Here is a 23,067-nt window from a genome sequence, read left to right on the forward strand (position 1 = left end):
TTCAGCATTCCCCCTTACAGAGTCTCTTTACATTTGTGGGCTGGGCTGAGACATCAGATTTCATTGACGGTCCGGAAAGTATCTTCTTGCGTTTCCAGTCGATCTCCCATCCATGGTCCTTCTCAAGGATCTTAAGAAGCTCCTCACGCTTTGCAAGCGGAAGGTCGGTCTCGGTCCTGACGAACTTGTACCAGTCTTCAGGCATATGGCCCAGATATTTCTGGCTCAGTTCCATATAATGGGTGAGTTTTATCATCCTGCCCATGTTGTTGTCAGACGGACGGATACAGTTCTTTGCAAGCATCGGAAGCAGTTCCTCAACAGATTCCACAGTGGTAAGCAGGAACTCAGGTGCTGCGGGTATAGGCATCTTTTCACCATTTCTTGCATCATAGACCTTCCATTCTTCTTCTTCATAGGGCTTTCCAATAAGAGCCCTTCTGTATTTTGATCCGTGAGGTCCGACTACAACAGGTATTCCAAGTCTGTTACATCCCGACCCGATAGAAACTGCCTTTTGGGAATATGCTCCCCATGCAAGACCAACAGCACCTATACGGTTTGCTATGTAATCAGCTATCTCTTCGTAATTACCGGCAACCTGTCTCTGGGCAAATATTGCTGCCACCTTTATAGCTGTCCCTGTGATATGTGAGTTAGATACACATGATCCTACATTTATGAGATTACCTGCAAGGAACTTTGCCGGATACTTCTCATAAAGGGTCTCACCATCCTCATTCTTATACATACCAAGATCCATGGCAGCGCATCCGGAAGTAATTACTATATAATTGCGCTTTAGCATCTCATCTGCAACTTTAAAATAATCCTTTGTGCCATCCGCGTAATTGGAGCAACCAACCATTGCAATGATACCTGGCGTTGTACCAAGGACAAGGTTCACTCCTTCCTCCCGGATCTCAGGATCACTTATCTGTCCCCTGCCTGCACGTACATATCCCTTTTCCTCACGGATCAGCTTCTGGGAAGCCTTCTCTATAAGGTTGAGTATGGGGATATCCTTTGGACATGCCTGGTCACACCTCCCACAAGCTATGCACTTGTCGTGCAGAAACTCGAACTTAGTGAAATCACTTTCAACCCCGGCTTTCATGGCTTCCATGATCGGGAGGTTGTCAGGGCAATCCATCTCACATGCACCACAATATACACACTTTGACGCAAGTCCCTGCAGCTCTTCTTCTTTTGGAAGGGCCTTTATTCCCATCTCATCGCGTATCTTTGCCATCTTTAGCACAAGTTCGGGTGCAACCTGCCCTAGCACATTGAAATCAAGGATAAGTGCACCTTCTTCCTTCCTGCCTGCAAGGTCATCAATAATGTCCTTTGGATCATCAGCTGATCTGTCAGGCAGCCCATACATTATTTTCTCATTTGTTGCTATAACCGGGATGGAGAGCTTCTTTGCTTCATCCAGAACATCAGCCCTGACACACTGCTCATCAACAACGATAACATCAGCAACACCTGAGCGTATCATCTTTAGTTCCTTTGCCATTGTACCAACTATCTTGGCACGTGGCTTCCCTCCATTCTCTACTTTGTAGCGTGTCATATCAATGGCAGTACAGCAAAGGCCAGCAACCTCTATCTTGTCATCAAGGTCATGGTCATGTATATAGTCCATAATATAGGTAACACCTGCAACGTTGTGACCTATTACAAGAAGTACTGGTTTGCTTGCATCGATACAACCCATGCCGATGTCAACCAGCGGGGTGTCGGGATCTGACTTTGGCATACACATTGATGATACCTGTGCAAGCTCTGATACTTCCATCCCAACATGATCGAGCATTCCTCCATGGAGGATCTTTGACTCAAAGTCAATTGCTCCTCCCTCCTGTCCAACCTGGATCGTAGCAAGAAGCTGGGTTAGCTGCTCTTCAACATAATCCAGAACCTCTTCAAGGTCTCCAAGGGTCTCAGGTTTGATACCCGTAACTGCCAGTGTGTTGGGTGCAAGCAGGTTTGAAGGTCCCATCTCTATGGGTTTGTCATGTCCGTAAAGGTCGATCAGGTGATGAAGAATATGGCGCCCGTGTGCAGAGTGTGCAGCAGCCCCGGTGATTACCCTAAGAAGCGTTTCTCTGGCATTATGAGCTGCCATATTAATGCCGCATGCTCCTTCTTTGTTTCCGGACAGGTCACACTTTCCATAAGTACAGTAACAACATTGGTCACAGACAGGCGTATAGACCGGATGGTAGCGGGACAAAATTGTATGATCCCAATTCCTGAGGGTCGATATCCCCGGTTTTGGAGTAGGCCCTACTTCAACTCCTTCTTCTTTTGCTTTTTGTTCTATGGCACCGACTATCTTGCCGATCGTTATCTGAACATTTTCCAGCTCATCAATGGAAATAAGTCCAGTTGGTATGTCGCTCATATTGTTTTGTCCTCCTTTATAGGTGTACGAGTGCTACGAAAGCACATTATATTATTATTTATTGTTATTCACTTGATTGTTCATAATATTATTACAACTGTTATGCTGGTTGTTCTAATAACATCATCCTATATAAAAAAGTTTCCGGAATCTATCATGATTATTTGTGAACATTTGTCCAATGTTCCACATAGAAATCCTGACAATAAACAACAAACTATCCTGATAAATGCATTGAATACACGATTTTCACATATAAGTGTTCCGAATCTGTCGCGATTATTCGAACTACCGGATAAATAGAAGTGCCTTTGATCCATTTTTCTTTGGAAATGGTTTTATTCGATGCTTGTCTACAGATAAGAAGCATTGATCATGGTGAATTATTTGGACAGGAAATGCTGGATATGCGGCAAGGAAGAGAATATACCTTTTAGATGCCGTTTTTGTGGAAAAACGTTTTGTACCGGACACAGGCTCCCCGAGCAACATGCCTGTGAAGGCCTTGAAAAGCTCAAAAGGCATGGAACCTACAGGACCAGCCCCGGCCATGGAAGCAGCACTAGTGACGATATATTTAAGGATGCACTGAAAAACACTGCAAAATATGCTGCAAAAGGTGCGGTAAAAGGAATCGGACGCAATTTCAGCTACTCCATGAAAAGCAGCCCCTCCATGGCGATAATCTACCTTTGTATATTCTCATTCCTCCTGCAGATACTTATTCCTGGCTATCAGCAGCTTTTCCATATGGTACCTGCCCGGATACTGGAATTTTCCCATCCCTGGACCCTGCTAACACACATGTTCATCCATGCGGATTTCATGCATATATTCTTCAATATGCTGGTACTCTTCTTCTTTGGACCCGAGCTTGAAAGAAGAGCCGGGAAAAAGGTATTCCTCTCTGTGTACTTCGCCGCAGGCCTTGTTGCTGCCATAGCATATTCCCTGACAAGCAGCAGGCCGGACATCCCGGTTGTCGGCGCCAGTGGTGCCATAATGGGTGTCTTTGCAGCCCTTGCAATAATCGCACCTGAGATCAAGGTATACGTCTACTTCATACCGATGAAGATAACACATGCTCTGATCCTCTTTGCCTTTTTTGATTTTATCCTGCTGGGCTCAAATGACATGATAGCCCACACAGCCCACCTGAGCGGTATCTTTGTTGGCCTGCTCATGGGCAGCCGTATCAAAAGGGCGCAGGTACGTTACGGATCCACGACCTACAGAAGGTGAAAAATGGCAGGAAAAGCAGACAATCTTGCCAGGCTTTTTCCACGGCCTGAAGAGGGAGAGTTCATACCCATCCAGTTCATTGAAATGCAGGAAAAACTTGCAGGATGGTCTCCTGAGCTCAAACGTTCGGTCTATGTTGATGATTTCAGGGACACAGAAGGATTGAAACGGGTAAGGGAAATAACCCTCCTGAGAGTCTATAACTGGTTCTACGACGGTGAAAGCCTGATCGAACTAACGGATATGGAAAAAGCCCGTTTTGAAGAAATAATGGATATGTTTATAAAACATGGCGGAGAAATCCTTTTTACAAGAAAGAGATGTGGGGGAAGGCTTGTAAATCACTTCATTCTGGAAGATAACATCAGATCGAAGGCCTGCATAAAAAAAAGATCACTTGCAGAAATGCTGGGGCATTGATTCCGGGAAATTGTCTGGCAGACAGCACTCCTTATGTGATACTATGAAAGGAAGGTTTAACCCGGTAACAGTCTGATCTTATTGATCTGAACCATAATTTATAATTAAGTTTAATTAATAAAACTAGTCAAATAGTGTATGATCAATGTATAATAGTAGTAATTTATAATGTAATGTTGCATTATTGCACGTATAAATATTTATGCATCCCGCAAAAATCACATTTATGGAAATTGTTGGAATAAAGCGCTCTGAAAGAGCTGTCATTATATATTGTTATAGCGAGGCATCATGGCTAATGTGAAAACCGGACTCAACTCCATCGTCAAATACCTCAGTACAAAAAAAGAGACAGGAAGACGCAGCATAGGTCTTCTTGTAGACGGACCGAACGTATTGCGCAAGGAGTTCAATGTAAATCTCGAGGAGATCAGGGATGTCCTGAAGGAATATGGCAATGTCAAGATAGGAAGGGTTTTCCTGAACCAGTATGCTTCCGATAAACTTGTTGAGGCCATTGAGAACAACGGATTCGAACCTATCATCTGTTCAAGTGACGTTGATGTAAGACTTGCCGTGGAAGGGATGGAGCTTGTCTATAACCCTACCATTGATACAATGGCACTTGTTACCAGGGATGCTGACTTCAAACCCCTGCTGAACAAAGCCAACGAGCATGGTAAAGAGACCATCATTTTTGGTGTGGAACCTGGCTTTTCCACAGCCCTGAGAAACTCTGCGGACTATGTGATAATACTTGAGAACGACCAGATGAATTACGAGGATATGGAACCGGAAGAAGACACTGGTGTTGCACGTGATAAGGAGATCGTTCAAAATTCCCGCAAGAAGAAAGATGCATTGATAGACTATTAATGCTTCTTCGCTTCAGTGATCATGGTCTCAAGTCTTGATGGGGATATTCCGCGTTTTGTATCGGTGCAGTTCTTTATCCTGTCAAGAAGAGAGACAAGTTCGTCATTGGAAAGTTCATGGCCCATGCTCCCGACGATTCCTTTCAGGGCTTTCATACCCGTATGTTTACCCACGATAAGGTGGCGCATGCCGCCCACCATTTCCGGACTGAATAGTTCATATGTACGTGGTTCTTCGAGAATTGCACATACATGGATACCGGATTCATGGGAAAAAACATGCTCTCCCACAATAGCCTTATTAATGGCAGGTTTAATTCCGGAAAACTCATTTACCATCCGGGAAAGCTCCGTAAGCTTTGCGACGTCATATCTGTCGATACCATACTGGATCCTCAGTGAGACAAGCACTTCCTCAAGTGAGGCATTGCCAGCGCGCTCACCGATAGAATTAACGGTAGTATGAAGCTGCTTTGCACCCGCTTCCGCCGCAGCAAGGGTGTTTGCAGTGGCCATACCCAGATCATTATGACAATGGATGCATATGGGTGTTCGCACGACTTTTTTGATCTCACTTACAAGATAGTGAGTTGTACTCGGGTTCAATATACCGATAGTATCCGCAATGCTCACATAATCAACCTTATAATCCTCAGCAGCCCTGAAAGCATTTTTCAGTACTTCGATATCTGTCCTGCTGCCATCCTCGGCTGCAAACCTTACACCCACACCATGGTCCTTTGCATACTGGACTGCCTCCATGGCACAGGAGAACATTTCCTCACAGCTCTTATGGTACTTATACTTAAGATGAAGGTCTGACATTGCAATGAATATGCTGATGAAATCCACATCACAGTCAACAGCCGTCTCAACATCGCTCATCTTTGACCTTGCAAGGCAACATGTCCTTGCATTCAGCCCCATACCGGCTATTTCCTTTACGACATCCTTTTCGGAAGCGGATACCACAGGAAAACCTGTCTCGATTATTTCCACACCTAAAGAGTCAAGTTTTTGGGCAAGGGCAATCTTTTCCTCCCTGGTAAACACCACTCCTGGTGTCTGTTCTCCGTCACGCAGGGTCACATCGCATATCTCAATGTCAAGAGGGGGCAAATTCAAATAATCAATAAGCTTGTTTCTTGAGTAATCTTTATGTTCGGACATGCTTCTGGCTCCTGTGATTGTCTGACAATTCCAAGTTCCATTATATAACTTTTAGGTTTTTTGAGTGGATTTTCCACATCACCCATAATCGGTCAAGAGCAATGTTTATCTAGTTCATGGGAGGAAAAATTATGCACCATTCAGCAAACCATCCCCAATTTACCACATGCTTTTAAGTTGCGCTGGTGATCAGGCCAGTTTACTCTGTACCTTCTCGTAGAAACCGTTCACAGAACTGCTAATAAATCTTGCAGGATGTTCTGCTTTTGTTATTGTCACAATATCATTTTCCTTCATGCTATAGGAATGCTGACCATCTATCACAACAGCAGCTTCTTTTTCAGGGATGGTCATCTCCACTTTTATAGTACTTCTGCCTGGTATTATCCAGGGTCTTGCAGAAAGCTTGAAAGGTGCCAGGGGCACGATTATTGATGCATCGACCCTTGGGTCCACGATCGGTCCGCCTGCACTCATGGCATAGGCAGTTGAACCGGTAGGTGTGGCGAATACAACCCCATCTGCCCTTAGATCCTCTATCCGGGAATTATCAATTGATATCCTGAATGTCAGTATCTTTGCAGGCCTTGCCGTTATAAGCACTATCTCGTTGGTAGCATCCTGAAGCCTTTTTCCGTTCAGGCATACGCTGAGCCTGGAACGTTCGGTGTAAGTGAAACCTTTGAGTACATCATCAATATCCTTTATCGCATCTTCCGGCGGAACATCCACAAGAAAACCCAGATTACCCATATTTATTCCGATAACAGGCAAAGGGTCCCTCATCTTAGATATATTCCGAAGTACTGTCCCGTCGCCACCGACCGAGATTATTAATTCGACACCTTCATCACGCATCTTTTCAACCGGCAGCAGGTTCTCTTTGATCCCCAGGTGTTCTCCGGTCCCGGGTGAAAGGAAGACATCGACCTTTGAACCGAATTCATCATAGATCCGCCGGACCATCTCAAGTGCATCCTGCTGATCAAACCGCGATACTATTCCTATTTTACTGACCTTCATGTAAGATCCCTGCTGAAAGCTTTAAGATTTTGTCATGTGCATATCCGTTAGACGCAATAACACTAACCCTGCTCATTATTACTTTGTCCTCCAGCTTTAAAGACTCACCGCACCCGCTGGTGACAATACCCCCGGCTTCCTCGATGATAAGCTTTCCTGCGGCTATGTCGGTCATGCGCATGGTTCCCCTGACATCCGCAAACGCATCTATCTTTCCTGCAGCAACATAGCACAGTTCAAGTGCCACACTTCCAAGGGCCCTTACCCTCCTGACACTTCGTGACAGGATAGCAGCCTCCCGGGTATTGTGCCGGTGACCATAGATACTGATACAGAACCTGCTAATGTCCCTGTTGTCAGATGGCTTGATCCGTACACCATTAAGGTAAGCCCCTTTCCCGGCCTCTGCATAGAATGTATCACCTGTTGCAAGGTTCCTCACATATCCAAAACGGATGTCATTGACATCATTCCCGGTAACGGCAAGTGATATGCTGTAAAAAGGTATTCCGGAGCAGGCATTATAAGTGCCGTCTATGGGATCGATTATTATCGTGTAACAGGGAGCCTTTCCTATTATCTGCTCACCTGCTTCTTCACTTATGACCCTGTAAGGGTTATCCTCTTTTGTAAGCAGCTTAAAAATAGCCTTTTCGGAAACATCATCTATCAGTTTAGTGGGTGTCCCGTCAGCACCTGTATAAAGGACCCTGCCGGCATCCCTGGTGCCGACAAGTCCTTCAATGGCCTCAGACACCGCATCAGCTATCCTTTCACTGAGCCTGAGGAATTCATCTGAACAGCGCATAAGAGCCGGCTCTGTCTTCGATCTTTATTGAATTCCCATTGCCTTGTTGGTCTTTGCTATGGATTTTGCGCCATCGCTCTCAAGTTCTGTCATGGCACGGATAGCATCGATATTCTCAGGAATTACATCGGATTCCTGGTGGATTGCCTGGAAGAAGTAAAGCTCACCATCATACATTGTTACAGAGTCTTCCCATATGCAGTTCTCCCACATATCACCTCTTGGGCGTCCAAGGTCCTTTCCAAGTTCCATTATCTCCGCTGTTGAGCTGATACCCTGCCCCACGAACCTTATACGTGACTGCTTTGCGAAAAGGGCTTTCACATCATCTGCAGTGCAATCCTTCTCAAGTTCTATATTAAGTGTGTGCAGGTGCATCAGGGTCGTAGGCAGCTTCACTGCAGTCGAGGTAATATTGATATGAGGGATCACTGACCTCACATCCGGACCGTGGTGTGAAGGCAGCTTTATAGGATTTGGCACAATGGCATTGATAGGGCCGGTCTTGATATCATTCGGGTCGGCAGCTCTGCGCATAAGCGTGACCCTCACCTTCTTCACACCGTACTCCCGGTCAAGCGGATAGATGACCCTGCAAAGGCCTGTGGTATTACAGGAAACAACCCTTACAAGATCCCTTCCCAGTGCCTGGGCATAGTTTGCGTCAGCATTGAACGAGCAGCCTGCAAGTTCATGATCTTCACCGCCCTGCCAGATAGCCTTGACACCGGCTTTCTCATAGAGTGCCTTGTTCTTCTCACCAACTCCTCCCGGAGTACAGTCAACGACCACATCGGCCTTTGCTATCATATCTTCCACAGTACCCGCAGCAGGGATACCTGCTTTGTTCATGGCATCCACCCTATCGGCAAGTGTGTACACCTCATAGCCTTTCTGGTGTGCAATGAAAGCTTCGTAATTCGGTCTTGTTTTGGCAATACCTGTTATCTCCATATCATCCTGCATGGTAACAGCATCAGCAACTCTTTTACCGATTGTACCATATCCGTTTATCGCAACTTTTACTTTTGACATATTATTCCCTTCCTCTGTTATCTCCTGACTTCTGCTTCAACATCATCGACATGTGATCGGATCATCACATTATCATATCTTCGTATTAAAATTTAAACTCACTTGTGAAGTACTATTTGAATTCAGCTGTTAACTATAATAGCCTCTCCCGTTGTAAAATTTATCTCTTTGATAGAACCTTTTACAGACTCTTGCTCCCCAAATATACCGTAAAGACCTATATCATCCCCTTCAACGATTATCCTTGTCACTGATTCCATGACCGTGCTGCGGGTCTCACCATCCACCATGACAACTTTCAGTTCACACATCAATATCCCTCCTATTCAAGTAAACGGGCCACTGAACAGCCCCTTGGTGCGCCTATGTCCTCTCCCACAGGATCGCACTTCACCTTAAGTAGATATGCTATCGGCCTATAATTCTCTTCTGACAGGGTCTCATAATTTGCCATTCCCTTGCTGATGATCAGCGATGCACCACCAAGCGCATCCTTAAGCTCCTGCGGAGCTTCTTCAAAACGAACACCGATCGCATTGGAACCGGTCGTGAGCACCCTGTCGACCATTAGATCGATACCAAACTCCCGGACCTCTTCCATCGTCACATCGTTAAGTATTGGTGCGCCCCTGACAACCAGGGTGATCTTCCCGCCCATTTTCCGAATGATCTCAAATACAAGAGTATCAATGAGTATCTCACCGCAATTGTCAGCCAGATACACGACATTGCTCAGTTTGTCCAGCATGCGGTCAGTATCATCAATGTCAAGCCCACGCCTGAAATGTTCCCGGAAAGTCTCATCAAAGACATCAATGGGTACCTCAAGTCCCATGACCCCGTAATCGAAATAATTGCCTATCACAGCTGCAAGGATAGCGCGTTTGAAAGTCCCGGCATCATCTCCGCCCCCATTGAAAACATGAGAACGTATGACAGGCAGGAACCTGGCTGCAGTCTGGCTGCTCAGCTCCTTCATTGCACGGTAGGGATCATTGTCGTTAAGTATCTCATAGGCTTTCCTGTGCATAGGAGTTGAGAGTTCTGCGGCAGGCATGCCCGGCCGGTACAGTGAGTTCAATACCTCAATGCCGCCAAGGATCGCTTTGTGCATTAGCTCTTCATCATCTGTTGACAGTTCCGCTTCCAGATGGACCCTGGATAGCAGGCAATACGAACATCTTGGGTGAACTTTCATAGGACCATTCCTGTAGGTTGTCTGTTCTGTATTTTTATCATGTGCAATAAGCTTAACCTTGCAGGATACCTGCAAAAGGAAATGCTTTGCACGGCCCTGTTACTTTGTGCCGGACCCGCTGGTATTCAGGATCTGCTGCTATTGTGGAAGGTAAAAAATATTTCAAATTATTTTAAGCAGAGATAATGAAATTTTGTTTTTATTGATGTTATTTTATCAGTAAGATATACATAAAAAACAAATTTCGTAAAACTTATAAACAATTAATAATTCAGGACAGAAACATCCGGCATGAGCCGAAATAATAGATATGGTGGTAAATCCAATGAAACATGTAAGAAAATTACTGATCCCAGTGGTCATGATATTGATCTGCCTGGCAGCAACAGGCACGGCGCTTGGAGCTTCCTATCGCGGAGTAGAGTTCCCTGCTGGAGCGGTTTGTTTTGCTGATGAGGTAGCAGACTATCAGCTAAACGGCGGAGCAGCTTCAGGAGACATTAGCAGGATACTTGGAATACCTGACGGGAAATATGTGAGCCTTGGAGACAAAGGATACATAGTTGTTAAGTTCACGGATAACGCCCTGACAACATCCGGTGACAGCCAGTACGACCTGGCAGTTTTTGAAGCAGGCAGTTCTGCAAGAGAACAGGTGGAGGTGTTTATCAGCACTGACGGTCAGAACTGGATAAAGATAGGCGATGCCAATAAGAAAACCCTCTTTGACATTGACCCGATAGAAGGCGTTATCCAGGGAGAAAAGTACAGTTATGTGAAACTGACAGATCTGACAGGCCTTAGCAAAGGCACTTCATATGAAGGTGCAGACATGGATGCAGTAGGAGCTATTACTTCAACTGACCCTGCTCCTGAAGATGAAAGAGCAGAAGAAGAAAATGAAGAAAATGAAAAAGCCGAGCGGACAATACCTGAAAGCAACGAGATACCCGAGTTCCCGACAATAGCCATTCCGATGCTTGCGATCCTGGGACTTGCATTCATTTACGGAAGACGTAAAGAGTAAAGCATCCTGAGGAACCCTCAAAAGGTTCCTTTTTGGGATCTGTCCCGGATTTGTGCATATATGCAAATTGTGGCAATGTCAGCACATAATGTCACTTACTTTAAATCCATTGAGGATATATAGAGACCCTCATGCTTGTAACGGTTGCATTATTGCTCATAAGTCTGCTGATGATCACAAAAGGAGCAGACTGGTTTGTAGAATCCGCGGTATCCATTTCCCAGAAGAGCGGTATTCCCAAAATAATCATAGGAGCTACCATCGTCAGCTTTGCAACTACTGCACCCGAGTTTACCGTTTCTGCGATGGCGGCGTACATGGGCCATGTAGATATGGCAGTGGGGAACGCTGTAGGTTCAGCAATATGCAATATAGGCCTTGTACTGGGTTTAATAATTGCAATCAAAGCAATACCCGTGGAGATCCATGGTTTTACCCGTAAAGGTGCTTTCATGCTCTTCTCTGCTTTGCTTCTGATAGTTGTGGCATATGACGGTGTGATATCACCCTTTGACGGAATACTTCTGCTGACTGTGTTCGCAGGTTTCATGTATTATAATGTCCGGCTACAACGTGCTATTTTTGACGGTAATGAAGGTATAAGGAAGAAGGTCCCTCTGAGCCAGTTGAAAAAAGACATAATGCTCTTTGTCAGCGGTGCAGTCCTTGTTGTGGCCGGCAGTCGCATCCTTGTCGATTCAGGAATAACCATCGCAGAATGGTTAGGTATCCCGGAGATGATAATAGCCCTTACCCTGGTAGCTCTTGGAACATCACTTCCGGAACTTATCACCGCTGTTTCATCTACATTGAAAGGACATCAGGATATATCCATAGGTAATATACTCGGAGCCAATACAATGAACATTGCGCTCATCCTGGGGGTATCTTCCCAGATCAGACCATTGAGTATTCTGCCTCAATCCCTTGAGTACGATTTTCCTTTAATGATAATTATAATGGTGCTGCTCCTGATCTTCGGGATCACGGGAAAGAAACTGGAAAGGTGGGAAGGCGGACTTATACTCGGAGTATACCTTGGATATGTGACCGGACTGTTCTCGCTTTACAACTGAATCCATTTCCGGGAAATTTCCGGAAAAAATCGATACATTTAAATCGGGACAAATATCACTCTCTTTCAAAAAGGGGTGTTCTATGCAAAAGAAAATGATAGTATTCCTTATATTACTGGTATTGTCACTGGCAGTGTCCGGATGTAGCGATAAAGAAGATCCGAACATCAAGTTTGAAGATGAAGACGGGAACGAATACGAAGTTACCTATAATGAAGGATCTGCAGATGATAATTGCCCTGTGGGCACTGTCTGGACCTTAAGTAACCCCAGCTCCGGGGAACTGGTAACCATGGAAGTAGTAGGTACCAGAGTTGTCGAAGGGATCGAGATGTGCCATGCTGTATATGAGACCAGTGTCCCGGATGAGGATGGGACGGTAAGGATGGAATATCTCTGGTCAAATGAGGACGATGAATCATTCATCTGGACAGCCTACGACAAGGATGGCAACATTCTGTCAGAAATGAAAGCCATGAAAGGGAAGGTCACAATGACAGACAATGAGGGTAATGTGATGGAATTCAGCACGAATTCCTGATCTTCCTTCTATCTTCTTTCCTTTTACCTTCCTTTATGTTAACGCCTGTCTTTTTTTGGATGTCATTTGTTTTCTTTAACTGGTTTTAAATAGGATAATTACCATGGGTAATAAGTATGCAACTCCCACTACCCGATGAACTGAAGCAGAAAAGGATAGATCTGGGCCTTACACAGAACGACCTTGCTAAACGTGCAGGTGTAAGCCAGCCACTTATAGCAAGAATAGAATCAGGAGATGTCGACCCACGATTATCTACACTGAAGAAGATAATAGATGTGTTCAATGAGATAGAGAAAGAAGACATCTGCCTGAAAGACATAATGAACTGTGAACTGATATCGGTATCACCTGAGGAGAGTATCGACAGGGCCGTACATATCATGGAGGAATATAACATATCACAGATACCTGTTATAAGGAACGGTATTTCCGTTGGCAGCATAGCAGAAGACATGATCGTCAGGTCAATGGCCGATAAAAAGACCTCTGTGGTATCCCATATGAAGATAGCGGACATAATGGGAGATTCATTCCCTGCACTCTCACCTAACACTGATGTGAAAACAGCATCCTACATGCTGGAAAAACATCCCGCCGTACTGGTACTGGAAAACGGTCAGGTCACCGGGGTCGTGACAAAGTACGACGTACTGAAATTGTTGAGCGATTAGGCTTTCAGTGTTGTGTCTGGCTAAGATTATATAATAGGGTTGCATATCTGGCAAAAGTTGCCTTTGAAAGACGGTTCGTTTGAGAAAATGAGCTGTTTCACATCGGCACGCTACATAAAATCACTTAAATTGCAATTACAGGCAGATTATCAGGAGATTAATATGGATCTTGAAGATACACTTCTTATGATGCCGGGACCAGTCCCGGTAGCACCCAGGGTTCTCAGAGCGATGTCAAAACCCATGATCAACCACAGGGGAGCTGAATTTGCAGCAATGTATGATGATTGCTGTGAGATCCTGGCTGATGTTTTCCAGTCAAAGAACGACATATTCATCATCAGCGGTTCAGGCACCGCCGCAATGGAGGCAGCTATCGGATGTACAACAGGCAAGGATGATGTGGTGGTCACCCTTGAGAACGGCAAATTCGGCGAGAGATTCAAGGATATAGCTGCAAGATACGGAAAAGTCAACCCACTGGAGAACGAATGGGGCCATTCCTTCGATCTTGATGAAGTTGAAAAGAAACTTGAAGAAGGTGCAAAGACCGTTACCCTTGTCCACAATGAGACCTCTGTTGGAATACAGAACCCTGCAAAGGAGATCGGCAAGCTTGCAAAGAAGCATGATGCGCTTTTTATCATGGATGGCGTGACAACCCTTGGAGGAGATACTGTAAACACCGATGAATGGGGTGTCGATATTGCGGTTGTGGGTTCACAGAAATGCATCGCTGCACCACCCGGACTTTCAATGATCTCGGTCAGCGAGAAGGCTTTTGATGCCATGGTGGACAAGGAAAGAATGCCCTATTATCTTGACCTTAAGGCGTACAAGAAGAGCGGCGATAAATCACAGACACCCTATACCCCGGCAGTACCTCTGTTCTTTGGCCTTCAGGAAGCACTCCATATCGTAAAGGAAGAAGGCATGGCCGCAAGGATAGATCGCCATGTGACATGTGCGCAAGCAGTAAGGGCTGCAGCCGCTGCACTGGGCCTGGAGATGTTCCCGCAACTTAAAGACGGACACAGCCATTATTCCAACACTGTCAGTGCTATGAAGGCTCCGCAAGGAGTTTCTGGAAATGACATAAAGAAGGATATGCTAAACCGGGGTATCACAATAGCCGGTGGCCAGTCCCAGCTCAGTGGCAAGATATTCAGGATAGGAAGCATGGGCAATGTCCAGCCAAAGGACATAATGCTTACGATACAGGAACTTGAAGTAGTCCTCAAAAAGAGAGGGGTAATTTCAGAACTTGGAAAAGGCGTGGAAGCTGCCAGTGATGTTCTGGACAGTCTTCTGTGAGAGAAGATGAGCATGGCAACAATAGGGGTTGTAGACACTACATTCGCACGCTTCAATATGGGCAAGGCAGCTATTGATGAGATAGAGAAGAACGTCTCTGCAAAGATTATACGCAGGACGGTCCCGGGTATCAAGGACCTGCCGGTTGCAGCCAAAAAACTTATAGAAGAAGAAAAATGCGATATTGTCATGGCCCTTGGAATGCCTGGCAGTAAGGAACAGGATAAGATCTGTGCCCACGAAGCATCCACCGGAATAATCCAGGCACAGCTTATGACAAATACTCATATCATAGAGGTATTCGTCCATGAGGATGAAGCAAGGGATGAAAAGGAACTTGCATTCCTCATGGACCAGAGGTCAAGGGAACATGCTATCAACGTTGTGAAAATGCTGTTCGCACCTGACAAACTGATAAAGGAAGCCGGCACCGGCCAGAGGCAGGGATTCAGGGATATGGGACCTGCAAGGATATGATGCCAGCAAGGAACAGATATAGAAAACGTAATTAGATATAAAGCAATTAAGGCTTTTAAGTGATCATTATGACAATAAGATTGGGATTTGTAATAGCTGAATTCAACAGGGACCTTACATTCCAGATGGAACTGTTAGGTGAGGAACATGCAAAATTCCTGGGTGCAGAGGTTGTGGAGAAGATCCTGGTGCCGGGAGTATACGATATGCCCCTGGCCATCAAAAAGCTCTGTGAACGTGATGACATTGACGCAGTGGTTACTATGGGAATAGTAATAGAAGGGGCAACAGAACACGATGAGATCGTAGTCCAGCATGCTGCAAGAAAGATCACCGATCTCTCCCTGGAATACAACAAGCCTGTGACACTGGGAATTGCCGGACCTGGAATGACCAGGATGGAAGCCCACGAGCGTCTTGACTATGCAAAGCGTGGTGTGGAAGCGGCAGTCAAACTGGTACAACGTCTCTGAAAGATCAACTACTAACTACTAACTACTAAAATGGTTGTGTTATATTCAATGGCATCCTCAAGATTAGAGCGTGTTGAAGAATCGGCAACGATAAAAGCTGCAAGCATTGCCAACAAATTGAAAGAAGAAGGTATCGATGTTATAAGTTTCACTCTCGGTGAACCGGATTTCGATACCCCGAAACATATTTGTGATGCTGCTGCAGATGCAATGTACAGGGGAGAGACACATTACACACCTGCAGCCGGAATTGCAGAACTCAGGAGTGCAATTGCCCAAAAGCTTCGCACAGAGAACGAACTTGATGCAAAGGCTTCGGATATACTTGTAACACCTGGTGCTAAGCAGGCCATCTTTGAAATAATGATGTCAGTGCTTGATGACGGGGATGAAGCCATCCTCTTTGATCCTGCATGGGTCTCATACGACCCTGCCATTAAATTCGCAGGTGCCAACACAGTGTGGGTACCTACTGACCCCGAAGATGGATTTACACCTATTGATATGGAAGAATATATCACCGACAGGACAAAGCTTATCGTTGTCAACAGTCCGGGAAATCCCACCGGAGCTGTCTATGACAGGCAGATCCTGCAACAAATTGCAGACCTGGCAATAGATAATGATATCCTTGTGCTTTCAGATGAGATATATGAAAAGATCATCTACGACAGGGAGCACTTAAGCATTGGATCTTTTGAGGGGATGCAGGAGAGGACCATAACAGTGAACGGCTTTTCCAAAGCCTACGCAATGACCGGCTGGAGACTTGGCTATGTTTGCGCAGAACCTGACATATTAAAGGGAATGTTAAAGATACAATCCCATTCTGTAAGCAGTGCAACAAGCTTTGTACAGTACGGAGGTGTTGCTGCCCTGGAAGGAGCACAGGACCCGGTAAATGAAATGGTCGGGATGTTCAGGGCCAGGCGCGATCTTCTTGTAGATGGTCTGAATTCACTAGGTATCAAGTGCCAGAAACCAGGCGGTGCCTTCTATGCATTTGCAGATGTAAGTGAGTATGGGGATGGTGATGCCATCGCAGAAAAACTCCTGACAGATGCTCACGTTGCAGTCACACCAGGGTCCGCATTCGGTGAAAGTGGCAGGGATTTCATAAGAATATCCTATGCGACATCACTGGACAGGATAAAAGAAGGCCTTGAAAGGATAGGATCAGCGCTTGCATGATCCTGATCTTTCTTTCTTTGTTTTAACCTATTTGGACTTCAACTTATTTTGATCTTTATATTACATATCGTTTGAGTTTCATAGTTACATAATGTTTGGGTTTCATAGTTACATATTGAATTTCTACATTATGCGATAAAGGCAATCATGCAATCTGATTGTGACGCAGGTTCAATCTGATCTGTTGTAGCGTTCAAGTACACTTTTAATGATCTTTCCGGTGCTGCACAGAGGACAGGAAAGGGATCGTTCAACCCTGACGACCTTACAATCAAAGCCCCTCTCATGCAACTGTTCTTGAAGCTGTGTGATATCAAATCCCTGATCATAACCAAGTGCAATAATATCAGGTCTTATTTCCATAATAGGCTCAAAAATATCAGAATCACTTCCAAGAACAGCATTATCGACCACCTTAAGGGAAGCGACCATTTCAACCCTTTGAAGATCGGGGATTATAGGTTTTGGCTTATGTCTGACCATAGATCCCCTGGCAACTATCACATAAAGTTCATCGCCCATCTTCCTGGCCTCAGTAAGATAGAGGATATGCCCCGGATGAAGCAGATCAAATGTCCCTGTTGCAAGTACTCTTACCAAAACATCACCTGTATGCCGCTCCCTATAAACAGGCATAACTTATAAAGATAGCTCTGAATTCATCATCTTGGATCATCATGATTTCCATACAGAATGAAACAAAAGGATAGCGGACAATGTCAGAATAGAAGTGTAAAAGACTCAGGTATAGGCATCTACCCTGATGACATGATGAACCTTTTCCAGCCTTTCAGGCAGGTGGACTCGGCCCTTAATAGAAATTTCGAAGGAACCGGACTGGGACTTGCTATCGTCAAAAAATATGTTGAAATGCACGGAGGAAGCATTCGTGTTGAAAGCGAACCTGATAAAGGCTCATCGTTCATATTCGAATTACCCCTTTAGATCCTCCGCGAACCCTTTGACATAGTACTTCTACTTTTTGATGGTACCCACAATGGGATAGTTCTCCAGTGCATCGGTCTCATGAGGAGCTTCCAGATCAAGTGCCTCTGTCAGGTCCTCTCCTGCCTCATGCAATCCCATATGTTCCCCTCCATCCCAGAAATCACTTTCACTAACATCATAGACATTACCTGCATATACGACATATGCCTTTTGCCCGTCTTTACCATTAAACTTTGCAACTTCTTCAAGTGTGAATTCCTGCATATCTTCACCACACATACATTTGATTTTAAACTTATAGGCTTTTGGGTATCTTAGCAGAGAAACCGTTCTCCCCTTCTTTTCAATACTTTATGATACATCCGCCTTCCCTGCCCATTTTCTCGAAATACTGCTGATGATACTCCTCTGCACGGTAAAATGGCCCTGCAGGAACTATCTGAGTCACGATCTCCCCGTCATATCTCCCTGACCTTTGCAGCTGTGTCTTTGAGGCTATGGCAGCATGATGCTGGTCCGCATTATGGTAGAATATGGCTGAACGGTACTGCGTCCCGATATCCGGTCCCTGCCTGTTAAGGCTGGTCGGGTCATGCAATTCCCAGAAGAGCTCCAGTAATTTATTGTATGACACCACCGCAGGATCAAAAACAAGTTCCACTGCTTCTGCGTGTCCGGTGTTTCCGCTGCACACTTCCTTATAGGTGGGATTCTCTTTTTTCCCGCCGGTGTAGCCCACCTGTGTGAACTTCACGCCTTTTACCTTCCTGAAGATAGATTCCACTCCCCAGAAGCAGCCTGCTGCGAAGGTAGCTATCTGGAAACCCTGCCTGAGCAATTCATCTCTTGATATCATCTAATCACCTTCCGATTCCAGCGATCTCATTCTTTATCGCATGGTAACAGTTCTCGAATATGTCCTGTCCCCCCTCTATCTCCAGGACCTCGAAATCGAATATCTCTGCAAACTCATCCACCTTGGCATCGAAATCTTCCGTATAGGACAGACCGGTCCGGATCTTGGCAACCCTCCTGTATCCGGTGATCTCATTGACCTTCCTGAGCATCTCTATGGTCTTTTCGGGTTTTTGAGGATCCACACGCATTATTTCCCTCCAGGTATGTGCGAACATAGGAGTAAAAAGGAATGTACCCTGGTCACTGAACCTCTTAAGAGTTGCCAGGTATTCCCTGCAACCACCAAGTGTAGCACCCACACAATCGTCCACAATGCGTGTGTCATCCCTGAGTATCCTTACAGGGCAACTTGATTCCTGGTGTGCAAAGTCTGCTTCTATTTTGTCGAACACGTTGCCGCAAAGCCCATAGAACATGAGTATACCGCTGGAACATCCACTCAGCTTCTCTACGAGCCTGTATACCTCTGTTTTGAGCATCTTGGGGAACTCATGCAGTGCAAGCTCGACCATGTACACCATGACATTGTAATTACATGGGTCACCTCTGTGAACCTGGGCACCCGCGGATAGTTCTTCCGGGGACAGGAGCCGGTAATCCAGTCCGGTGACCTGAAGTTTTGACGTGAGATCCTGCTCATGTCCGTTACTAACGACCAGTATTTCATTCACCGAAGGATCATTGTTAAGGATGTGTACGATCTCATCCTGCAGTATCTTGCACGACAGTATTGTAAGTAATGGCATATTGCTACCTTTTTAATTGTTCATTATTCATTCTTTTGCCTGTACATGTAGATAAAGCTCAGTACAAAGGCCACTAACCCGAAAGGAATGCCGACAAATAATGAAAAGAAGATCCTGTCCTGCAGCGCTCCGGTAACTATTATGGTCACCAGTACAAAGACAACAAGACTTATTATCACAATTTTTGCAACATGCATCTTTTTCCTCTATGACTGCACACCTTCGGGCAGTTCATTAAAAATACCTGTGTTCCTAATAGCATGAGAAGTTAACGCTCTTAATACAGGATAATATTGATTACACTAGATCAAAGGAATTATAATATATCAAAGGTAAGAACATGGAAATGAATCCCGTTAAACATAACATTACTGTGAGAGCGGCCAAAGAACAGGATAGCCCGCTTATCATGGATCTTGTAAGGTCACTGGCCCGGTTTGAGGGGCTAAGTGACAGGGTCCTTTCAACAGAGGATGATCTAAGACAGGCCCTCTTTGGTGAAAGATCTTATGCTGAGACCATAATAGCAGAGGTAGATAGAGAAACTGCCGGGTTCATCATATTTTACCATAATTTTTCTTCCTTTGCCGGAAAACCCGGCCTCTATATAGAGGATATATTCGTTTACCCCCGATTTCGTGGTCTTGGTGTGGGAAAAGAACTCATGGTACGCTGCGCTCAGATAGCAAAAGAACGTAATTGCGGCAGAATGGAGTGGAGCGTACTTGACTGGAATCCTGCAAGGAGATTCTATGAGCACTTTGGCGGGGAGCTGCAGAAAGAATGGCTTCTGTACAGACTGGAAAAGAAAGGCATAGAAGAACTTGCACAAAGAAAATAACAGGTTGTATTCCAGAAAGCTTACATGCCTGCAATTATCCTTCATGTGCCCGTTTCAACAGTTGGTCAAAGTACTTTGCTCAGGAATGAGCGAGTTCTTTCATGCTTTGCACTGGAGAATATGTCATGCGGGGTTCCCTGCTCGACTATAAGACCATCGTCCATGAAAAGCACCCTGTCGGCAACCTCCCTTGCAAAACCCATCTCATGTGTGACAACCACCATGGTCATGCCAGCCTGCGCAAGGTCTTTCATGACCCCAAGCACCTCACCAACCATCTCAGGATCAAGAGCTGAGGTTGGCTCGTCAAACAGCATTAGCTTAGGATGCATGGCAAGGGCCCTTGCAATTGCAACCCTTTGTTTCTGGCCACCGGACAATGCAGATGGGTAGACGTTGGCCTTATCTTCAAGTCCGACTTTCTTCAGCAGGTCATGGGCTCGCTTTTCAGCTTCGGCCTTTGAGAGCTTCCTGACCTTAATGGGTGCAAGGGCCACGTTCTGGATAGTTGTTTTGTGAGGGAACAGGTTGAAATGCTGGAACACCATGCCTGCTTCCTCACGTATCTTGTTGATGTTGATCTTCCTGTCTGTTATCTTTTCGCCATCAATGAAAATCTCACCGGAGCTTGGCATCTCAAGTAAATTGATACATCTCAAAAAGGTGCTTTTACCCGAGCCGGATGGGCCTATGACACAGACCACTTCACTCTCTTTAATGTCTATAGAGATACCCTTCAATACTTGAAGTTCTCCGAACTGCTTGTGAAGGTCTTTAATTTCTATCACTTACACCAAGCCTCCTTTCTGAATATGCCACCAGCCGTGATATCAGGATGGTCAGTATCAGGTACATCAATGCCACCGCTATATATACAGGGAATGCAGCAAATGTCCTGGAAATGTAAAGCTGCCCTGTCTTTAGCAGCTCGTGTACACCGATGACTGCAAGCAGTGAAGAATCCTTTAAAAGGGCTATGAACTCATTACCCAGGGGAGGAATTATTCTCCTGAATGCCTGGGGAAGGATTATTTCCTTCATGGCCATACTTTCATTCATGCCCAGGGAACGCGCTGCTTCCATCTGCCCCCTGTCTATAGACTGTATGCCAGCACGCACTATCTCTGCAATATAGGCACCACTGTTTATACTGCATACGATAATACCTGCAATTATCGGGTCTATGTTCATCGGATTACCCGTTGCATTGGAATAGAGGCCCGGGATACCATAGTAGAAAAGTAATATCTGAACCAGCAGAGGTGTACCACGTATAAAATCAATGTAAACAATGCTTGGATACCTGAATATCCTTTTGCGGGAAAGTTTTCCAAGACCCGATATGGTTCCCAGTATCATTCCGAAGAACAGGGAAAAGGAAGTGATTTCAATGGTAATCATTGACCCTGCTATCAGGTCAGGTAAGACTTTGATCATGTGTTCAAGATATGTTGATAAAAGGGACAAGGGCATTACCTCGTTTTTTTGTGAAGATGAGAAGGATGTGGTTTTCTATAAGTAGGCATACATGAACGGGATATAAATATATCGATGTGTATCCGCAAACCTGGGTTTTTCAACCAGGATATAAAAATGGATATGGCACTTGAATATAAAAACAAAGAATATGCAAAGGATCCTGCATATTCTGTAAACAGATGTTCAGAAAAGCGCTTTAGAAATATTTGTCCGTTATCTGGTCGTAGGTTCCGTCTGCCTGCACATTGGCAAGCCCTTCGTTGAGCATGTTAAGCAGCTCAGTGTTCCCGGTCCTGACAGCAAAACCATATGATTCGCTCTGTATCTGGTCATCGACTATCTTAATGACACCCGGATTCTGGGAGATGAAAGCATTTGTTACCGGCAGGTCATTTATCGTGAGATCCCCACGTCCGTTCTGGAGGCTCATTATGACATCACTGACATGTGCAAGGTATATGACCTCGCTTATCAGGCCTTGCGCCTTCAGTTCATCAGCCTTTGCAGCTCCGGTTGAGCCCTGCTGGACCACAGCAACCTTTCCCTGAATATCATCAACACTCTGTATATCATTGTTATTGGCCGCAACTGCCAGTGCAAGACCTGCGTTGATATAAGGAGCACTGAAGTCCACGGATTCTTCTCTGGCCTCGGTGATGGTCATACCTGAAGCGATGATATCTATCTGTCCTGACTGGAGTGCAGGGATAAGGGCATCGAACTCAAGGTCTTTCCATGTTACTTCAAAGCCCTGGTCTGCTGCAATTGCATTGATCAGGTCAATGTCAAAACCTATTATCTCGTTGCTGTTGTTCTCATCTGCATACTCAAACGGCGGGAAATATGGTTCAGTCCCTACCACATAAACAGGCATCTCAGATACCGTCTCATCATCTGTCCCTGTTGTTCCTGCCGTATCCGTACATCCGGAAACAGCAACTAATCCTAAGATCAATAATCCTATCAATAAAAGACTCAGTGATTTTTTCATTTTAATCCTCCCTGAAAAGATGCCCTATATAGAATATAGAGCAATATGGATAAATTATCAATTAACTTAAGGTTTTCTATTTGAAAATTTGAAAAAAGCATCAAAGAAGACAAAATACAAAAGTATTTTGAATGATGATCGAATATTTACAATATTAATGCACAAGAATAATATTGCTGCAGAAAAT

The 23,067-nt window shown here is 45.0% G+C and carries 28 protein-coding genes; 13 read left to right on the forward strand and 15 right to left on the reverse strand.

Features of this window, described 5'->3' with window-relative positions; all coding sequences use genetic code 11:
- Position 1 precedes the first annotated feature (1 nt).
- A complete protein-coding gene (cdhA, locus tag V7O64_RS03315; RefSeq protein ID WP_407356613.1) occupies positions 2-2,413 on the reverse strand; it encodes a CO dehydrogenase/acetyl-CoA synthase complex subunit alpha in 2,412 nt (803 codons plus the stop codon).
- 378 nt (positions 2,414-2,791) lie between these two features.
- Between cdhA and V7O64_RS03320 the strand changes: the two genes are divergently transcribed.
- The 3 genes from V7O64_RS03320 (at position 2,792) to V7O64_RS03330 (ending at position 4,951) form a co-directional block, all read left to right on the forward strand.
- Positions 2,792-3,655, forward strand: coding sequence for a rhomboid family intramembrane serine protease (locus tag V7O64_RS03320; RefSeq protein ID WP_407357250.1), 864 nt, complete (start codon positions 2,792-2,794; stop codon positions 3,653-3,655).
- Between the two features lie 3 nt (positions 3,656-3,658).
- Positions 3,659-4,075 (forward strand): hypothetical protein, encoded by a 417-nt coding sequence (locus tag V7O64_RS03325; RefSeq protein ID WP_407356614.1) that lies wholly within the window; start codon positions 3,659-3,661, stop codon positions 4,073-4,075.
- A 291-nt stretch (positions 4,076-4,366) separates the two neighbouring features.
- Positions 4,367-4,951 (forward strand): TIGR00288 family NYN domain-containing protein, encoded by a 585-nt coding sequence (locus V7O64_RS03330; protein WP_407356615.1) that lies wholly within the window; start codon positions 4,367-4,369, stop codon positions 4,949-4,951.
- Here V7O64_RS03330 and V7O64_RS03335 read toward each other — a convergent pair.
- The 6 genes from V7O64_RS03335 to V7O64_RS03360 form a co-directional block, all read right to left on the reverse strand.
- Positions 4,948-6,120, reverse strand: a complete 1,173-nt coding sequence (locus V7O64_RS03335) for a homocitrate synthase family protein (RefSeq protein WP_407356616.1) — start codon at positions 6,118-6,120, stop codon at positions 4,948-4,950. The two genes, V7O64_RS03330 and V7O64_RS03335, sit on opposite strands and share 4 nt — an antisense overlap.
- 189 nt (positions 6,121-6,309) lie before the next feature.
- On the reverse strand, positions 6,310-7,143 hold the full coding sequence (locus V7O64_RS03340; protein ID WP_407356617.1) for an NAD(+)/NADH kinase: 834 nt from the start codon (positions 7,141-7,143) through the stop codon (positions 6,310-6,312).
- Positions 7,130-7,951 carry a bifunctional fructose-bisphosphatase/inositol-phosphate phosphatase gene (locus tag V7O64_RS03345; protein ID WP_407356618.1) on the reverse strand — a complete coding sequence of 274 codons (822 nt, stop codon included), beginning with the start codon at positions 7,949-7,951 and terminating at the stop codon, positions 7,130-7,132. Before V7O64_RS03345 ends, V7O64_RS03340 begins: the two co-directional genes overlap by 14 nt.
- Before the next feature lie 24 nt (positions 7,952-7,975).
- On the reverse strand, positions 7,976-8,986 hold the full coding sequence (locus V7O64_RS03350) for a type II glyceraldehyde-3-phosphate dehydrogenase (protein ID WP_407356619.1): 1,011 nt from the start codon (positions 8,984-8,986) through the stop codon (positions 7,976-7,978).
- Positions 8,987-9,108: 122 nt separating this feature from the next.
- Positions 9,109-9,297, reverse strand: coding sequence for a CooT family nickel-binding protein (locus tag V7O64_RS03355; protein WP_407356620.1), 189 nt, complete (start codon positions 9,295-9,297; stop codon positions 9,109-9,111).
- An 11-nt stretch (positions 9,298-9,308) separates the two neighbouring features.
- Entirely contained in the window at positions 9,309-10,184 is an 876-nt protein-coding gene (locus tag V7O64_RS03360; RefSeq protein ID WP_407356621.1) for a damage-control phosphatase ARMT1 family protein, read from the reverse strand.
- A gap of 325 nt (positions 10,185-10,509) precedes the next feature.
- Between V7O64_RS03360 and V7O64_RS03365 the strand changes: the two genes are divergently transcribed.
- From V7O64_RS03365 to V7O64_RS03400, 8 genes are all read left to right on the forward strand, one after another.
- A complete protein-coding gene (locus V7O64_RS03365) occupies positions 10,510-11,211 on the forward strand; it encodes a PEF-CTERM sorting domain-containing protein (RefSeq protein ID WP_407356622.1) in 702 nt (233 codons plus the stop codon).
- Positions 11,212-11,342: 131 nt separating this feature from the next.
- Positions 11,343-12,287 (forward strand): calcium/sodium antiporter, encoded by a 945-nt coding sequence (locus tag V7O64_RS03370; protein WP_407356623.1) that lies wholly within the window; start codon positions 11,343-11,345, stop codon positions 12,285-12,287.
- A gap of 82 nt (positions 12,288-12,369) precedes the next feature.
- Positions 12,370-12,828, forward strand: a complete 459-nt coding sequence (locus tag V7O64_RS03375; RefSeq protein WP_407356624.1) for a membrane-binding protein — start codon at positions 12,370-12,372, stop codon at positions 12,826-12,828.
- Between the two features lie 116 nt (positions 12,829-12,944).
- Positions 12,945-13,502: a CBS domain-containing protein gene (locus V7O64_RS03380; RefSeq protein WP_407356625.1), complete on the forward strand. Its 558-nt coding sequence runs from the start codon at positions 12,945-12,947 to the stop codon at positions 13,500-13,502.
- Between the two features lie 162 nt (positions 13,503-13,664).
- A complete protein-coding gene (locus tag V7O64_RS03385) occupies positions 13,665-14,816 on the forward strand; it encodes a pyridoxal-phosphate-dependent aminotransferase family protein (protein ID WP_407356626.1) in 1,152 nt (383 codons plus the stop codon).
- Between the two features lie 12 nt (positions 14,817-14,828).
- Complete coding sequence (ribC, locus tag V7O64_RS03390; protein ID WP_407356627.1) at positions 14,829-15,293, forward strand: riboflavin synthase; 465 nt, start codon at positions 14,829-14,831, stop codon at positions 15,291-15,293.
- 68 nt (positions 15,294-15,361) lie between these two features.
- A complete protein-coding gene (ribH, locus tag V7O64_RS03395) occupies positions 15,362-15,766 on the forward strand; it encodes a 6,7-dimethyl-8-ribityllumazine synthase (RefSeq protein WP_407356628.1) in 405 nt (134 codons plus the stop codon).
- Positions 15,767-15,814: 48 nt separating this feature from the next.
- Positions 15,815-16,957, forward strand: a complete 1,143-nt coding sequence (locus V7O64_RS03400) for a pyridoxal phosphate-dependent aminotransferase (RefSeq protein ID WP_407356629.1) — start codon at positions 15,815-15,817, stop codon at positions 16,955-16,957.
- Between the two features lie 171 nt (positions 16,958-17,128).
- Here V7O64_RS03400 and V7O64_RS03405 read toward each other — a convergent pair whose 3' ends face one another.
- Positions 17,129-17,593 (reverse strand): adenylyltransferase/cytidyltransferase family protein, encoded by a 465-nt coding sequence (locus V7O64_RS03405; protein ID WP_407356630.1) that lies wholly within the window; start codon positions 17,591-17,593, stop codon positions 17,129-17,131.
- Positions 17,594-17,650: 57 nt separating this feature from the next.
- Here V7O64_RS03405 and V7O64_RS03410 point away from each other — a divergent pair, with 57 nt between their 5' ends.
- Entirely contained in the window at positions 17,651-17,902 is a 252-nt protein-coding gene (locus V7O64_RS03410; protein ID WP_407356631.1) for an ATP-binding protein, read from the forward strand.
- A 30-nt stretch (positions 17,903-17,932) separates the two neighbouring features.
- Here the strand turns inward: V7O64_RS03410 and V7O64_RS03415 are convergent, their stop codons facing one another.
- From V7O64_RS03415 to V7O64_RS03430, 4 genes are all read right to left on the reverse strand, one after another.
- Positions 17,933-18,169: a cytochrome b5 domain-containing protein gene (locus V7O64_RS03415; RefSeq protein ID WP_407356632.1), complete on the reverse strand. Its 237-nt coding sequence runs from the start codon at positions 18,167-18,169 to the stop codon at positions 17,933-17,935.
- Between the two features lie 79 nt (positions 18,170-18,248).
- Positions 18,249-18,761 carry a peptide-methionine (S)-S-oxide reductase MsrA gene (msrA, locus tag V7O64_RS03420; RefSeq protein WP_407356633.1) on the reverse strand — a complete coding sequence of 171 codons (513 nt, stop codon included), beginning with the start codon at positions 18,759-18,761 and terminating at the stop codon, positions 18,249-18,251.
- 4 nt (positions 18,762-18,765) lie between these two features.
- Positions 18,766-19,569 (reverse strand): DUF1638 domain-containing protein, encoded by an 804-nt coding sequence (locus tag V7O64_RS03425; protein WP_407356634.1) that lies wholly within the window; start codon positions 19,567-19,569, stop codon positions 18,766-18,768.
- Between the two features lie 23 nt (positions 19,570-19,592).
- Positions 19,593-19,766 carry a hypothetical protein gene (locus V7O64_RS03430; RefSeq protein ID WP_407356635.1) on the reverse strand — a complete coding sequence of 58 codons (174 nt, stop codon included), beginning with the start codon at positions 19,764-19,766 and terminating at the stop codon, positions 19,593-19,595.
- Between the two features lie 149 nt (positions 19,767-19,915).
- On the opposite strand from V7O64_RS03430, the gene V7O64_RS03435 reads away from it, so the two are divergent.
- Positions 19,916-20,410, forward strand: coding sequence for a GNAT family N-acetyltransferase (locus V7O64_RS03435; RefSeq protein WP_407356636.1), 495 nt, complete (start codon positions 19,916-19,918; stop codon positions 20,408-20,410).
- Positions 20,411-20,475: 65 nt separating this feature from the next.
- On the opposite strand, the gene V7O64_RS03440 is transcribed toward V7O64_RS03435, so the two are convergent.
- The 3 genes from V7O64_RS03440 to V7O64_RS03450 all read right to left on the reverse strand — a co-directional run bounded on the left by V7O64_RS03440 (position 20,476) and on the right by V7O64_RS03450 (position 22,880).
- Positions 20,476-21,198, reverse strand: coding sequence for an amino acid ABC transporter ATP-binding protein (locus tag V7O64_RS03440; RefSeq protein WP_407356637.1), 723 nt, complete (start codon positions 21,196-21,198; stop codon positions 20,476-20,478).
- A complete protein-coding gene (locus V7O64_RS03445; protein ID WP_407356638.1) occupies positions 21,185-21,883 on the reverse strand; it encodes an amino acid ABC transporter permease in 699 nt (232 codons plus the stop codon). Before V7O64_RS03445 ends, V7O64_RS03440 begins: the two co-directional genes overlap by 14 nt.
- Positions 21,884-22,085: 202 nt before the next feature.
- The gene (locus tag V7O64_RS03450) at positions 22,086-22,880 is read right to left on the reverse strand and encodes a basic amino acid ABC transporter substrate-binding protein (RefSeq protein ID WP_407356639.1); all 795 of its coding nucleotides are present in this window, start codon (positions 22,878-22,880) and stop codon (positions 22,086-22,088) included.
- Between the last annotated feature and the right edge of the window lie 187 nt (positions 22,881-23,067).

Source organism: Methanolobus sp. WCC5, from assembly GCF_045690325.1.
GTDB lineage: Archaea > Halobacteriota > Methanosarcinia > Methanosarcinales > Methanosarcinaceae > Methanolobus.

What these genes read in the sequence shown, in the direction of transcription:
- V7O64_RS03430 (WP_407356635.1), bottom strand. Translation starts at nt 19,766, where the DNA reads ATGCATGTTGCAAAAATTGTGATAATAAGTCTTGTTGTCTTTGTACTG.
- V7O64_RS03330 (WP_407356615.1), top strand. Translation starts at nt 4,367, where the DNA reads ATGGCTAATGTGAAAACCGGACTCAACTCCATCGTCAAATACCTCAGT.
- msrA (WP_407356633.1), bottom strand. Translation starts at nt 18,761, where the DNA reads ATGATATCAAGAGATGAATTGCTCAGGCAGGGTTTCCAGATAGCTACC.
- V7O64_RS03380 (WP_407356625.1), top strand. Translation starts at nt 12,945, where the DNA reads ATGCAACTCCCACTACCCGATGAACTGAAGCAGAAAAGGATAGATCTG.
- V7O64_RS03350 (WP_407356619.1), bottom strand. Translation starts at nt 8,986, where the DNA reads ATGTCAAAAGTAAAAGTTGCGATAAACGGATATGGTACAATCGGTAAA.
- V7O64_RS03365 (WP_407356622.1), top strand. Translation starts at nt 10,510, where the DNA reads ATGAAACATGTAAGAAAATTACTGATCCCAGTGGTCATGATATTGATC.
- V7O64_RS03325 (WP_407356614.1), top strand. Translation starts at nt 3,659, where the DNA reads ATGGCAGGAAAAGCAGACAATCTTGCCAGGCTTTTTCCACGGCCTGAA.
- V7O64_RS03345 (WP_407356618.1), bottom strand. Translation starts at nt 7,951, where the DNA reads ATGCGCTGTTCAGATGAATTCCTCAGGCTCAGTGAAAGGATAGCTGAT.
- V7O64_RS03370 (WP_407356623.1), top strand. Translation starts at nt 11,343, where the DNA reads ATGCTTGTAACGGTTGCATTATTGCTCATAAGTCTGCTGATGATCACA.
- V7O64_RS03405 (WP_407356630.1), bottom strand. Translation starts at nt 17,593, where the DNA reads ATGCCTGTTTATAGGGAGCGGCATACAGGTGATGTTTTGGTAAGAGTA.
- V7O64_RS03410 (WP_407356631.1), top strand. Translation starts at nt 17,651, where the DNA reads ATGAAACAAAAGGATAGCGGACAATGTCAGAATAGAAGTGTAAAAGAC.
- V7O64_RS03435 (WP_407356636.1), top strand. Translation starts at nt 19,916, where the DNA reads ATGAATCCCGTTAAACATAACATTACTGTGAGAGCGGCCAAAGAACAG.
- V7O64_RS03335 (WP_407356616.1), bottom strand. Translation starts at nt 6,120, where the DNA reads ATGTCCGAACATAAAGATTACTCAAGAAACAAGCTTATTGATTATTTG.
- V7O64_RS03355 (WP_407356620.1), bottom strand. Translation starts at nt 9,297, where the DNA reads ATGTGTGAACTGAAAGTTGTCATGGTGGATGGTGAGACCCGCAGCACG.
- V7O64_RS03375 (WP_407356624.1), top strand. Translation starts at nt 12,370, where the DNA reads ATGCAAAAGAAAATGATAGTATTCCTTATATTACTGGTATTGTCACTG.
- V7O64_RS03385 (WP_407356626.1), top strand. Translation starts at nt 13,665, where the DNA reads ATGGATCTTGAAGATACACTTCTTATGATGCCGGGACCAGTCCCGGTA.
- ribH (WP_407356628.1), top strand. Translation starts at nt 15,362, where the DNA reads ATGACAATAAGATTGGGATTTGTAATAGCTGAATTCAACAGGGACCTT.
- V7O64_RS03400 (WP_407356629.1), top strand. Translation starts at nt 15,815, where the DNA reads ATGGCATCCTCAAGATTAGAGCGTGTTGAAGAATCGGCAACGATAAAA.
- ribC (WP_407356627.1), top strand. Translation starts at nt 14,829, where the DNA reads ATGGCAACAATAGGGGTTGTAGACACTACATTCGCACGCTTCAATATG.
- V7O64_RS03450 (WP_407356639.1), bottom strand. Translation starts at nt 22,880, where the DNA reads ATGAAAAAATCACTGAGTCTTTTATTGATAGGATTATTGATCTTAGGA.
- V7O64_RS03445 (WP_407356638.1), bottom strand. Translation starts at nt 21,883, where the DNA reads ATGCCCTTGTCCCTTTTATCAACATATCTTGAACACATGATCAAAGTC.
- V7O64_RS03340 (WP_407356617.1), bottom strand. Translation starts at nt 7,143, where the DNA reads ATGAAGGTCAGTAAAATAGGAATAGTATCGCGGTTTGATCAGCAGGAT.
- V7O64_RS03415 (WP_407356632.1), bottom strand. Translation starts at nt 18,169, where the DNA reads ATGCAGGAATTCACACTTGAAGAAGTTGCAAAGTTTAATGGTAAAGAC.
- V7O64_RS03360 (WP_407356621.1), bottom strand. Translation starts at nt 10,184, where the DNA reads ATGAAAGTTCACCCAAGATGTTCGTATTGCCTGCTATCCAGGGTCCAT.
- V7O64_RS03425 (WP_407356634.1), bottom strand. Translation starts at nt 19,569, where the DNA reads ATGCCATTACTTACAATACTGTCGTGCAAGATACTGCAGGATGAGATC.
- cdhA (WP_407356613.1), bottom strand. Translation starts at nt 2,413, where the DNA reads ATGAGCGACATACCAACTGGACTTATTTCCATTGATGAGCTGGAAAAT.